This window comes from Pelagicoccus mobilis, assembly GCF_016595505.1.
GTDB lineage: Bacteria > Verrucomicrobiota > Verrucomicrobiia > Opitutales > Opitutaceae > Pelagicoccus > Pelagicoccus mobilis.
Genome location: NZ_JAENIL010000014.1, coordinates 26134 through 38385 on the forward strand (window position 1 = coordinate 26134; position 12252 = coordinate 38385).

The 12252-nt window shown below is 54.1% G+C and carries 10 protein-coding genes and 1 tRNA gene; 8 read left to right on the top strand and 3 right to left on the bottom strand.

Going from position 1 to position 12252, the window contains the following annotated elements:
* The first annotated feature begins 23 nt into the window (after window positions 1-23).
* From JIN87_RS08930 to JIN87_RS08950, 5 genes are all read left to right on the top strand, one after another.
* Window positions 24-2171, top strand: coding sequence for a hypothetical protein (locus tag JIN87_RS08930; protein WP_200355207.1), 2148 nt, complete (start codon window positions 24-26; stop codon window positions 2169-2171).
* A 139-nt stretch (window positions 2172-2310) separates the two neighbouring features.
* Window positions 2311-3372, top strand: a complete 1062-nt coding sequence (locus tag JIN87_RS08935) for a 3-deoxy-7-phosphoheptulonate synthase (RefSeq protein ID WP_200355208.1) — start codon at window positions 2311-2313, stop codon at window positions 3370-3372.
* A gap of 53 nt (window positions 3373-3425) precedes the next feature.
* Window positions 3426-3611: a hypothetical protein gene (locus tag JIN87_RS08940; RefSeq protein ID WP_200355209.1), complete on the top strand. Its 186-nt coding sequence runs from the start codon at window positions 3426-3428 to the stop codon at window positions 3609-3611.
* A 55-nt stretch (window positions 3612-3666) separates the two neighbouring features.
* Window positions 3667-4353 (top strand): 3-keto-disaccharide hydrolase, encoded by a 687-nt coding sequence (locus tag JIN87_RS08945; protein WP_200355210.1) that lies wholly within the window; start codon window positions 3667-3669, stop codon window positions 4351-4353.
* 3 nt (window positions 4354-4356) lie between these two features.
* Entirely contained in the window at window positions 4357-5853 is a 1497-nt protein-coding gene (locus JIN87_RS08950) for an SLC13 family permease (RefSeq protein WP_200355211.1), read from the top strand.
* 12 nt (window positions 5854-5865) lie between these two features.
* Here JIN87_RS08950 and JIN87_RS08955 read toward each other — a convergent pair whose 3' ends face one another.
* Entirely contained in the window at window positions 5866-6765 is a 900-nt protein-coding gene (locus tag JIN87_RS08955) for an ion transporter (protein WP_200355212.1), read from the bottom strand.
* 196 nt (window positions 6766-6961) lie between these two features.
* Here JIN87_RS08955 and JIN87_RS08960 point away from each other — a divergent pair.
* A tRNA-Ala gene (locus JIN87_RS08960) sits at window positions 6962-7037 on the top strand.
* 116 nt (window positions 7038-7153) lie between these two features.
* Here the strand turns inward: JIN87_RS08960 and JIN87_RS08965 are convergent.
* The gene (locus tag JIN87_RS08965) at window positions 7154-8602 is read right to left on the bottom strand and encodes a response regulator (RefSeq protein ID WP_200355213.1); all 1449 of its coding nucleotides are present in this window, start codon (window positions 8600-8602) and stop codon (window positions 7154-7156) included.
* Window positions 8603-8623: 21 nt separating this feature from the next.
* Window positions 8624-10681: an ATP-binding protein gene (locus JIN87_RS08970; protein ID WP_200355214.1), complete on the bottom strand. Its 2058-nt coding sequence runs from the start codon at window positions 10679-10681 to the stop codon at window positions 8624-8626.
* Between the two features lie 326 nt (window positions 10682-11007).
* On the opposite strand from JIN87_RS08970, the gene JIN87_RS08975 reads away from it, so the two are divergent.
* Together JIN87_RS08975 and JIN87_RS08980 are read left to right on the top strand one after the other, a co-directional pair.
* A complete protein-coding gene (locus JIN87_RS08975; protein WP_200355215.1) occupies window positions 11008-11514 on the top strand; it encodes a DinB family protein in 507 nt (168 codons plus the stop codon).
* Window positions 11514-12248: an NRDE family protein gene (locus JIN87_RS08980; RefSeq protein ID WP_200355216.1), complete on the top strand. Its 735-nt coding sequence runs from the start codon at window positions 11514-11516 to the stop codon at window positions 12246-12248. The genes JIN87_RS08975 and JIN87_RS08980 overlap by 1 nt, the downstream gene beginning before the upstream one ends.
* The last annotated feature ends 4 nt before the right edge of the window (window positions 12249-12252 follow it).

Here is a 12252-nt window from a genome sequence, read left to right on the forward strand (position 1 = left end):
TGCAAGAAGGGGAGCCTTGTGGAATGGCTCCCCATTCTAAATTTGTGTTGGCCGCGAGTGTGCTGGTGGCGTTTGCCGTGAATGCTGCGGATGAAGTTGTCGTGAATTTGGACGTGCGTCACTCCGTCAATGGCGTCTCCGAATTTGACCGATCGCGTTTCATGCTCGTGCACGCGGGATTGAATGAGAACGACTGGGACTCGAACCAAATGAGGCAGTCGTTTTTGGAGGAATACGACGTGTATCTTGGTCGGAATAACGGGGCTCTGCCGTGGTTTCTCAGTCAAACGACTGAACATGCCTCCAAATCAGGATGGATTGATCATATCTCGCTGGAATCTCAAGGAGACAGGGTCAAGTCGAACTATTCTACGAGCACCGCTGCCCACGCGCTCGAGGGGCGCGTGGCTAATCATATGATTGGCGGGCAGATGAACATGTATCCAAACGGGCAGCAAAATGGGGACGGATTCGCCTTGGGGAGTTACGAGGCTTTTGCGGACTACATTGACGGATTTTTGTCGTACTTCTACGGCGAAGGCGGGGTTACGGGCGAACCGAAGCCAGCGATGGTGGAAGTGGTGAACGAACCCTTTGTGAAGGCGAATCAATACTCGACGACGAAACAGAATATAGCGGAGCTTCACAATGTCGTCGCGGACAAAGTGAAGGTTAGTCACCCAGATGTAATGGTTGGTGGATACACGGCAGCTCACCCTGCGTTTGAGGCGGCGGATTTCGCTCTGTGGGAAAATAATTGGAAGATGTTCATCGATGTGGCTGGGGAGAAAATGGATTTCTTTTCGACGCATCTCTACGACTATTTGGCTCCGGAAGACCATTTTGATCCGACTAAAACTCAGTACCGAAGCGGAAGCAATGTGGAGGCGATCCTAGATATGATCGAACACTACAGCATGCTTACGTTGGGCGAAGTGAAACCCTTCGCGATTTCTGAATTTGGAAGCTTCGAACCGATCGAAGGAAATGAGCCTTGGTCTCCGGAGACGAATTGGTCGGATGTACGTTCGTTTTCGTCCATCCTGATGCAATTAATGGAACGTCCAGATCGAATGCTGCAAGCGATGCCATTTGTGGTATTGAAGGCAGAGTGGGGGCGAAGCCAGCAGACGGGGCATCCGTATGGGCCGCGCCTGCTGAGGCAGCGTTTTGAAGATCCCAACGACTCGGGCAACGAGTGGGTGTATTCGGAGCTCATTTTGTTCTACGAGCTTTGGAAAAACGTGAATGGTATTCGCATCGATACTACGTCAGAAGATCAGGACGTGCAGGTGGATGCTTACGTCGACGGGAAGAAACTCTATTTGATCCTTAACAATCTAGAGTTGGAAGCGAAGCCGGTGGATCTTCGGTTTGTTTCGAAGGTTCTGAATCCTGTCGTTTCGGTTCATTCGAAGGAGACTTACGCCGAAGATGGGGTTCCTAAGTTGCGGGCGATAGAGTATTCAAATTATCCTACGTCGCTGACTGTCGAAGCGAATGCGACCATGATCATCGAATACGAGTTCGCGGAGGACTTGGTGATTGATGAAAGCTCGGAGGAAAGTAAGCACTACGCGACGAGCTACCTGAAGCCGATCGTTGCCGATCAGAGGATCGATTTTGAAATCAATGGCGTGACGATTCCGGAACACGGAGAGGCGGTTTTGCGGATTGGCATGGGGAGGGCGCATGGGCGTTCGCTTAGTCCGATTTTGCTCGTTAACGGTGAAGCCGTGCCGGTTCCCTCTGATTGGCGGGGTTATGATCAAAGCACTCGGAGCTCGTTTTTTGGGGTGATCGAGATATCGGTGCCAAAGGCGCTGTTGCAGGAAAACAACACGATCAGTCTCGAGTATCCGGATTCGAGCGGGCATGTATCCAGTGTTTGTATGCAAGTGTGGGCGTTTAGTTCCGCCGTTCGTGATACAGAGATATCGGCGATGCAGACGTTCGACTACGAGTACGATGGAGACCGTGAGCTTTTCGAAGTACGAACCTTTGGTGAGATCGGGAAGGAGTACACTGTGATAGAATCGACCAATCTCAGCGACTGGGCTGTCGCTGGCGAGTCGAAGCCCGGCGAATGGCGCTGGGTGGAGTTCGAGGTCGACGGGAGTGAAAACAAGTTTCTGAAGCTGATTGAGTCTGACCGAGAGCAGCCGGAATAAGCTGGAGGGCGTGAAGGGAAGGAGATTTTTGCTGGGTATTTGTATATAAAAGCCGGTAAGGGCTTGCTGATTTCTGGGGTTGGCGGAGTGTTTTGAGGTCTGAGCTTGCTTGAGCAGCCTTTTTGATCCCCACCCCGCAATGTCATCTTCTACTTCAGATACCCGAATTACCGAGATTACGACGGTCTCTTCGCCTTCCGTCATTTGTGAGGAGTTTCCTGCCGATTCAGAAATTGAGGACTTGGTAGCAACCAGTCGAAAGACGATAGGGCGGATTCTAAATCAGGAAGATGACCGCTTGCTGGTGGTTGTAGGCCCCTGTTCAGTACATGATCCCAAGTCGGCTCTGGAGTACGCGAGGCGGTTGAGCGAACTGCGTCAGCTGCATTTCGAGGATCTAGAAATCGTGATGCGGGTTTATTTTGAGAAGCCGAGAACCACGGTAGGTTGGAAGGGATTAATCAATGATCCGGACTTGGACGGGAGCTTTGATATCAACAAAGGGATCCGTCTGGCTCGGGAGCTGTTGATTGAGATCAATAGGTTGGGCCTGCCGGCTGGAACTGAGTTTCTGGATATCGTAACTGGGCAGTACTATTCGGACTTGGTGAGCTGGGGGGCGATCGGAGCCCGCACTACCGAGAGTCAGGTGCACCGCGAGATGGCGTCGGGCTTGTCGTGCCCGGTGGGCTTCAAGAATGGTACTAACGGGAATCTCCAGATCGCCCTCGATGCGGTGAACGCGTCCCGCACGCCGCACAACTTTCTGTCGCAGACCGCTGAAGGAGATATGGCGATCTACCAGACGTCAGGGAATGCGGATGCCCATGTGATTCTCCGTGGTGGCAAGGAGCCAAACTATGACGCCGAGAGTATTGAGTCGGCGGTTGAGTTGAAGAAGGAAGCGGGAGTTGACGCGGGGTTGATTGTGGACTTCAGCCATGCCAACAGTCTCAAGAAATTCGAGAACCAGCCAGTCGTAGGAGAAGATGTAGCCAAGCAGGTTGCCGAAGGGCAGACGGAAATCGTGGGTTGTATGATCGAGTCTCATCTGGTTGAGGGGAACCAGAAGGTGAAGCCTGGCGAGGCTCTTGTCTATGGTCAGAGCATAACGGACGCTTGTATCGGATTTGAGACTACAGAAAAGCTTTTTGGTGTTCTTGCAAAGGCAGTTCGTGACCGTAGGGAGAAGCGTGGGTAGCGTTGTTTGTTAGAGCTTGATGAACGTTGGGTGGTAACCTAGGTCTGTTTCTTATGGAAAAGCCGATTGGAGAGGATTTTATTCACGAGGCCTTGGACCGGGCGCATATTGCGTCGTCGCATCTGCAAATGGCCTTGGGCGAACATGAGGTTGTGCAGAAGATGCCTGATGTCCGTGAAGCCTACGAGAAAGCGGTGGAAGCGCTAGAGGATCTGTATCAGTTAATCGGATCTAAATGATGCATTCGCTGCATGCAGCGTTGCTTTTCATGGACGGGTAAAGTGAGATGAGGGCATGATGCCCCTAATCTCGAATACCCTGTTTGCGTTCGCTATCTTTCTTGCCGGTTCTCAAGTCTTAGCCAATGAGGCGGTGGAGCCGCGAGTCGATGGAGATGGGGTGGTGGACTTGTTAGCGGGTGGTAGCTTGAGGGCTTGGGATGTGCCTTCTGGATTGTGGAGATTCGAGGACGACGCAATTGTGGGCGACACTGGACCTGAAAAGATTACGACTCCTGAGTGGATTTACACTAAAGGGAGGTATCGAGATTTCGAGTTCACGTGCGAGCTTAGATTGTCGGGCGATACGAAACGCAATACGGGCATTTACTATCGAGTGAACAAGTTCCGGTTTAAGGATCGTTTTGAGGCTCCCTCTGGTTACGAGTTTGACGCTGCGTACCACGATGGATCGGACAAGCGGAATTGGCGAGGATCGTTGGGGGACTGGTACGCGAGGCCGAAGCTGCGGATTTTTCCGGATCCTTCAGTGATCAACGAAGCCTTTAAAACCGACGAGTGGAATCGTATGACGCTTAGAGCTCGCGGCGATCGTTTGGAGTATTGGGTCAATGGCGTGAAGGTTATGGACTTTGTGGATGGCGACCCGAAGGGATCTAAAGAGGGTGTCATTGGGTTTCAGATACATGATGGGTCGGTGATGAAAGTTGAGTATCGAAACGTTCGGGTCCTGGAGCTTTAGGATATGTTAAGAGAGAGTATCGAAACGCCTGCGCGCTACGGATTGCGTCAGTGGTCGGGGTGGATTTTGGGACCTGGGCTTTTGCTGCTGACCTTGTTGATCGATCCTCCTGGGGAGCTGTCGCTGATTGCGTGGAGAACTGCTGGGGCGGCGTGTTTGATGGCTGTATGGTGGCTCACTGAGCCTGTGCCGATTTCAGTGACTGCTTTATTGCCTTTGGTTCTGTTTCCGATGATGGGAATGGGAAGCATAAAGGAGGTGTCTGCTCCCTATGCGCATCCTTTGGTTTTCCTGTTTCTGGGCGGGTTTATGATCGCTTTGGCGATGCAGCGGTGGGGCTTGCACAAGCGGGTCGCGATCGGGCTGATTGGTTTTTTCGGAGTGCAGCCGAACCGAATTATCGCCGGATTTTTGGTGGCTGGAGCGCTGGTGAGTATGTGGGTGAGCAATACGGCGACCGCTCTGATGATGCTTCCGATCGCGACTTCGGTTGTCGCTTTGTTGCCAAAGGACGGGGAAGGCGGTCGTCTTGGAGCTCGGTTTGCTCCTGCCTTGATGTTGGCGGTAGCTTATGGGGCGACCACGGGTGGAATGGCTACTTTAATTGGGACGCCGCCCAATGCGCTTCTAGCGGGGTACATGAGTAAGGTTCATGGATACGAGATCGGTTTCCTGCAATGGATGAAGATTGGTCTGCCGATGACCTTGCTCACTTTGCCTCTGGTTTACCTTGTTCTAACGCGTGTCGCTTTCAGGTTCGAGAAGAGCAAGCTCGCCGGAATGGAGGCTCTGATCAAGAGCGAGAAGGAGAAACTATCGAAACTTAGCCGTGGGGAGGCTATGGTGGCGTTCGTCTTCTGCTTAACTGCGTTGGGCTGGATGTTTCGTCCCATGCTACAGCAGGTGCTTCCCATGATTTCGGATACAAGCATCGCGATTGGGAGCGCGATCTTATTGTTTCTGCTTCCGGTTAATGCGAAGCGAGGCGAGTTCGTCATGAATTGGCAGGCGACTAAGGATTTGCCGTGGGAGGTGCTTTTGCTTTTTGGCGGCGGCCTAAGTCTGGCTGGCATGATCCAGAGCAGTGGTTTGTCTCAGTATATCGGGGAGCTGACTCAGGGGCTCTCGGGGCGATCGATCGTATTGATTCTGGCCGCAATCTGTTTTGGCATCCTGATGCTGACCGAGCTTACCAGCAATACGGCTACGGCAGCGACGTTTCTGCCGATCATCGGTGCTGTGGCGGTTAGCATGGGGGAGAATCCACTGCTGTTTCTGGCGCCGGCTGCCCTGTCGGCAAACTGTTCCTACATGATGCCAGTGGGGACCCCTCCAAATGCGATCGTATTTGGCAGCGGGAGGATCGCTTTGCCGCAGATGGCTAGGGCGGGCTTGTTGCTGAACTTGCTCCTGGTGCCAGCTCTGATCGTGTTGTTGCTGGTTCTTGGTCCCTACGTCTTCGGTATCGAAGTTGGCACTTTGCCGGATTGGGCAAAGTGAACTCTGGACGAGCTAGCTGTCTTCTTGGCTGTGCTTGAGCTTGCGTTTTAGGCTGGCCAGGTGCGTTTGCACGTTGGTGAGTTCGTGTTCGAGGTTGTTGATGTCGTCTTCGAGGGTGGCGTGCCCGAGCTCCTTTATGTTTTTTTGCTCGTTTCGCTCCTCTGCTTCCAACTGGGCTTCCTGCATGCCGTTCATGATGACCCCGATAAAGAGGTTGAGCATGACCATGGTGCCGAAGAGCACGAATGACACGAAGTAGGTGATGGAGAGCAGGGGTTGGGCTTGGCTTTGAATGATGAGGTCTTGATTTCCGTCGTATCCGTATTCGGCGGAACCATACATGTTGATGTACATGAGGTCGGTCCAGTCCTCTAGAGTGACGACGCGGAATAGGGATAGGAGGGAGTCCTGGAGGGTGCCGAAGTGTATGGGGTCGTTTTGGCTGAAGAGCATGGTGCCGGTGACTCCATAGATGTAGAAAAGAATAGAGAGGAGCAGGCCGACGTAGACCATGGAGGGCAGGCTGCGTAGGAGGGCACCTACCAAAAGCTGGAGTTTGGGGAGTACGGTGATCAGCCGGAGGACGCGCAAGATGCGGGCAAGACGGAGAACGGCGACGTATTGGGCGTTGAAGGGAAGGAAGCAGACGGCGACGATCAGGAAGTCGAAGATGTTCCAGCCGTCCTTGAAGTACCGCCACGGCTTTTTCCCTTCGGCGAGTATCTTGATGACAATTTCGACGACGAAGATGCCGAGGATGGTTTTGTCGAGGAAGCTAAGGACGCCCCCGTATTCGCTGCGGATTGAGGGGTAGGTGTCGAGACCGATGGCGATAGCGGCGAGGAGGATGACCCCGACGATGGCGTTCTGGAACCAGTTGGAAGTGTGAATTCGCGTGAAGAAGGCGCTCATGAAGTTTGGTGTCGTTTGATTTAGAGGCCGTATGGTGAAGATGCGGTTGGGTTCAAGATTGAATAAACACAGCTCGTTGGTGTGGGTTCCATGGCTAAGCGGCGTTGTAGATAGGTTTGTTTGAGAGATATTTCTTCCAAGCGAAATTTTCTCTTGCCAAGGGGCAGAATCGTTGCCGTTTTAGCGATCCTGTTTTGGGGCCGTAGCTCAGTTGGAAGAGCGCCTGCATGGCATGCAGGAGGTCGTCGGTTCGATCCCGATCGGCTCCACCATCCCGATTTCCGCCACTTCTGAGTAAGTGGCTTTTTTTGTGGTTATGTTTTGTGGGCGGGCTGTTGGTTTTCTCCGGGGAGGGCATCGGGGACGATGGCCGCTACCGTGAAGGGACCTAGTCGATGATGGGGAAGCTGAGGGTGAGCTGGACCATGTCTGAGGCTGCGTGGTTCTCGATGGTGCAGTTTCCGCCGGCGGCCCAGACATTGGCGGCGATGAGAGAGAGGCCGAGTCCCATGCCGGGGATCTCGCCGGTGACGTAGCGGTCGGCTTGCCAGTATGGTTTCCAGGCGTTGGCGATTTCTTCGTTGGAGAGCGGGGCTGAGTTGTTTTGGAAGACGAACTCGACCTTTGACTCGTCCTCTTTCTTGCTGACGTGGCAGGAGAGCTGGGCGGAAGCGCCGCGGTGGAATTTGGCGGCGTTTTCCACGATCTCACGGAGGCAGGCTTCGAAGGCGTGGGCGGAGATGTTGATGGTTTGGCTGGCGTCGAAGCCTTCTTCGACGGTTAGGGAGAAGTCGAAGGAGGCGGTGTCGACGGCTTGCTGGATTTGCGCCTGGGCCTCGAGGATCGTGAGCGACTTGTCGGGTTCGCGGTCACGCTCGAGAAAACTGAGAATGGAATGGATATCGTACTCGAGTCGTTTGATTCCCTTTTGTTGGATGTCGGCGATTTGGGTGAGGCGGTCGACGCTTGGCTCTGAGGTCTTTATGAGCTGATGGGCGGCCTTGATGGCGTTGAGTGGGGTGAGCAGCTTGTGCGAGATCATGCGGGAGAAGGTGTGTTTCTCCTGGAACGCTACGATCCGGTCCGAGATGTCTTCGAGGCGGAGCAGTTGTTGGGTTCCGTGGTTGAGGCCGAGCTCCTGAAATGTGACGCGTATCCAGCGGGCGACTTGGTCGTTTTGGCTGGAGCGGACGAGCATGAACGGGTCGAGTTTTGAGAGCTGCTCGGTTTGCCTGATCTTGCTCTCGATGTCGTTTGGTTGGATGAGGAAGCTTTGTTGAGCGGTCTCGAAGAAGTTGGCGGGTTGTAGGCCACTGCCAGCGATTCCCAACATTCGCTTGGCGGCTGTATTGGAAAAAAGAATACGTTGTTCCTCGTTAATTACCACGTAGCCTAGGTGGGACTGGGCGACTACGAGCTCGAACTTCTGGCGTTCGTCGCAGAGTTTCCGGAAGCGGTTCAGGCGTAGGATACTTCGGATTCGGGAGCGGAGTTCGATTTTGCTGATCGGTTTTGAGAGGAAATCGTCCGCTCCGGCGTCGATGCCTTCGATCATAGATTCCTCATCGTCGAGTGCGGTGATCATGATGATGGGGATTTCTGATACGCGGCGGTCTTCGCGGATGCGTTTGCACACTTCGAATCCGCTCATGCCTGGCATCATGACGTCGAGGAGGATGACATCTGGAATATTCTCTTCGAGCAGGTCGAGCGCGGTCTGGCCGCTGTCGGCGAGCAGGAAGTTGTAGCTCTCGTTGGAGAGTAGGGCTTCGATCGAGCGGCGTGCTCCGAGGTTGTCGTCGACGACGAGTATAGTGCTCTGAGAACTCTTGGGCATCGGGAGTTGGTTGGGATGCGGCTAGTGTAACAGTTTGGCGAGCAGACTATTGGGGATCGGTTTGCAGCTGCAAGCGTCGAAGCCGAGTTTGCTGGCGGCTAGATGGTTGTCGGGCAGGTCGATGGAGCCGATGGCGATCCATTTGGTACGTTTCCAGGCTGGGAGTTTTTGGGCGCTCGCGATCCAGTCGGTTCCGTGCGAACTGATGATATTGAGGTCAACGAAGATAGCCTGTGGCGCGACTTGGTCGTGGTAGGCTGAAATTTCGTTGGGCATGGTGAGGATCGGGCTAAAGGGGGAGAACTGCTGTACTTGGTTTTTGATACGAAGGGCGGAGCCTTCGTTTTCGTCGACGATGAGGAGGATGTTTCGCGAGCGTCGTGCGTCGGTGGCGATTTCGCTGAGAGAGGGGAGGATCGCGGTGTCCAGTTTTTCGGCAGGCTGGGAGACCGGGAGGGAGATGGTGAAGGTGGAGCCTTTGTTCTGCTCGCTTTCGACGCGCAGGCCGCCGCCGTGGAGTTCGACGAATTTCGAAGCGATGGCTAGGCCCAGTCCGGTGCCTTCGTACTGGCGGGACAGGGAGTCGTCGAGTTGGGTGAACGGTGAGAAAATCTTGGAGAAGTCGGACTTGTTGATTCCGATTCCGTGGTCGATCACTTTGAATACGACGGATTGGGCGTCTGGGTTTTCGCCGATTCTCAGTGTGACGTTGGTGTCGGGATTGGTGAATTTGACGGCGTTGACGAGCAGGTTGAGCAGAATCTGGCGGAGGCGTTTGGCGTCGGCTTCGATTTCTTCGTGTTCGGTATCTATTTCGACGATACAGCGGACGTTCTTTTGGGCGGCCTCCTGCTCGATCATGCGAATGGAGGAGCGGGCTATGTCCGAAATGCTGACAGGGGCGAACTTGAGGTTCATCTTGCCAAGCTCGATCTTGGAGAGGTCGAGGATGTCGTTGATGAGGGAATGCAGGTGTTTGCTGCTGTCGGAGACGATCTCGAGGTTTTCGTGTTGCCGCTCGTTTAGGTCGCCGAAGGTGCCCTCCAGCAGGGCGTGGGTCAGGCTGACGATGGAGTTGAGCGGGGTGCGTAGCTCGTGGCTTATGTTGGAGAGGAAATAGGATTTGGCCTTGTTGGAGGACTGGGCGACGACGGCTAGCTTTTTTGCCTTTTCGATGCCTTTTCGAATTTCGAGGTTACTTTGCTCGAGCTTTTCCTTGGAGCTCTCGAGTTCGTTGAAGGCTGCGATGAGTCGGTTTTCAGAGTGGATGCGGCTGGTGACGTCCTGTAGGATGCCTACGGTTGCGGTGGGGGTGCCGTCGGATTCGCGTAGTTGGGTTTTGGATATGTCGGCGATGAAGTTCGAGCGTGTGCGGGCCTTGCTAGGGATGATGGCTCGGTTTCTGGAGTAGGTTGCCGGCGTTTCGCGGAAGACGTTGCAGATGAGCGGATCGTTGAAAATGGCATCCACCTTTTTGCCGAGCACCTCTTTCTTCGATTTTTGGAAGAGGCGTTCCATTTGGGCGTTCCAGACGGTGAAGATGCCTCCTTTTTTTTCGTTGAGAGCGTAGACGCCGATTTCGAGAAGTTCGACGCAGGCTGCTAGATACTCCGTGCCCTCGTCGCTTTGGTCGGAGCTGAGATCGACGGAAAGAACGGACCCTAGGTCGTCTTGAGGGGCTGTGGAGCGACTGGCGGCTTGTTCAGCATAGGCGCTGGCGAGTCCGGCTGCGGAGTGGACGGTGACGTGCTGAAGGTCGATGACGCCTAGGAAGCCATTGGAAATCAACTTTGCCTGTGCCTCTGCCTTGAGCCCGCGCCCGATGGCGACCGAGATCCCTTGGAATTCGGGAGCTATTGCGGGGCTGTCCGGATCAACCCAGATGCAGCGGACAAGAGATTCGCCGTGCAGGCTGTCGGGGGCGAGTTTTTCACTCCGAAATCGGAGGCAATCGTGGCCGTATTCGTTTTGGATGCAGTGGCGTAGCTGGTCGCCGATAGCGTCGGGAAAGGCGATCAGCTCGACTCTTTGCGTCTGGGAGTGTCGTGAGGGCGATTCTGTAGGAGATTGTCCGGGCACTAGGCTGAAGTGGGTCCGTTGGGCTTCAGAAAAAGGGTTTTGTCTAGGTGTTCGGGAGTTTTGGGTAGGGCACCTTAGGCAAAGCGAGGAAGTGGTGCAAACGGCAGTAGGTCAAAGCCTTTCGTGTTTGATGGATCGGGTTTCCATGTTTGGACTTGTTCGATATGCATGCGGATGGCCTCGGGCATCGTTTTTCCCGCGTACGAGTTCTCCACAAATGCCTTGATCCCCTCCTTTATAGGATAATTTCCCTAATATTTTCGAAAAACTGGGTTTACTCGGAATACGTCGGCACTAGAACGACTCACTTAGAAAATCCCTTTTTAATGAACCTGCTTCGAGCTAACAGCGAATTGTTGCGGCAAGGAATCCAGCTGCTCTCGCGTCACGACGATCGTTCCTTTAGCGCATCCGATCCTGCCAGCTTTGGCTCTGGAATTGGGACGCACTTTAGGCACGTTTTGGATCACTATCGATCTTTTTTGGATGGTTTGCGCGGTGGCGTGATCAACTATGACAAGCGGGAGCGAAATTGCGTGGAGGAAAAGGACCTTAAGGTCGCGATCGCCAACATACAGGACGTTTGCGAACGGCTTGAGGCTTCGAAGGTGGAATATTCCTCGCCAGTGAAGGTTTCGGTGAGAGCTTCGGTCGAGGGTGAGGTTGAGGGGGCGGATTCAAGTTTCGGGCGTGAATTGCAGTTTTTGGTGAGCCATACGGTGCACCATTACGCCTTGATCGCCATTGCGAGTCGCATGCAAGGGATCTTCCCGAATGAATCATTTGGTGTGGCTCCTTCGACTTTGAAGTACTTGGACAGTGTTCGCGGATAATGTGCACTGCTTCATGGCGCGCTGACGGAGGACGCTTCTCGCTCTGCTTTAATCGAGATGAGCGGAGGAGCCGGAAGGAGGCTTTGCCGCCTAAGTTGCTTGAGCGATCTGGGCCAAGAACGCTGGCCGCGATCGATCCGGAAGGGGGAGGGACTTGGCTGGCGGTGAACGAGTGCGGGCTTTGCGTGTATCTGTTGAACAATTACGCAGCTCAAGCTCGCGTTAAGCCTCTGGGCGAGGCTGTCAGTCGGGGGAAGCTCCCGCTGGAGTTGTCGCTTTGCTTAAGCAGGGAGAGTGCTAACGCTACCTTGCTCAAGGAACTAGACCTTAGCTGCTTTAACCCGTTTTTGATCGCTTTGGCGGACCGGAGTGAAGTGAGTGTATTCGCATGGGATGGAGTTGCGTTGTTGCCTGTCGAGTTGGCTCGACCTCTGCTGACGACTTCTTCCTACAAAACGGAAGAGATCGAATCGTATCGCACAAAGGAATACGAAAGGCGTCTTGCGGAACGGAGTGGTTTAACGGCCTCTGAGCGATTTGCCTACCACACCGAGTTGGCTCATGCTGACCCAGCCTTTAATCCATTGATGCTGCGAGCGGATTCTCGGACTCATAGCGTCTCGGTTGTGGAAGTTGACGAGAAAGGGATCCGGTATCGGTACGCCCGGGTGGATCAAGACCGGCGTGCGCTTGGAGAAGAATCGGTTTTGGAAATCGCCCGAGCGCGATCGTGAAGAA

Coding starts and splice junctions, on each gene's coding strand:
- JIN87_RS08975 (WP_200355215.1), top strand. CDS start 11,008: ATGAACCTGCTTCGAGCTAACAGCGAATTGTTGCGGCAAGGAATCCAG.
- JIN87_RS08930 (WP_200355207.1), top strand. CDS start 24: ATGGCTCCCCATTCTAAATTTGTGTTGGCCGCGAGTGTGCTGGTGGCG.
- JIN87_RS08965 (WP_200355213.1), bottom strand. CDS start 8,602: ATGCCCAAGAGTTCTCAGAGCACTATACTCGTCGTCGACGACAACCTC.
- JIN87_RS08945 (WP_200355210.1), top strand. CDS start 3,667: ATGATGCCCCTAATCTCGAATACCCTGTTTGCGTTCGCTATCTTTCTT.
- JIN87_RS08955 (WP_200355212.1), bottom strand. CDS start 6,765: ATGAGCGCCTTCTTCACGCGAATTCACACTTCCAACTGGTTCCAGAAC.
- JIN87_RS08980 (WP_200355216.1), top strand. CDS start 11,514: ATGTGCACTGCTTCATGGCGCGCTGACGGAGGACGCTTCTCGCTCTGC.
- JIN87_RS08940 (WP_200355209.1), top strand. CDS start 3,426: ATGGAAAAGCCGATTGGAGAGGATTTTATTCACGAGGCCTTGGACCGG.
- JIN87_RS08935 (WP_200355208.1), top strand. CDS start 2,311: ATGTCATCTTCTACTTCAGATACCCGAATTACCGAGATTACGACGGTC.
- JIN87_RS08950 (WP_200355211.1), top strand. CDS start 4,357: ATGTTAAGAGAGAGTATCGAAACGCCTGCGCGCTACGGATTGCGTCAG.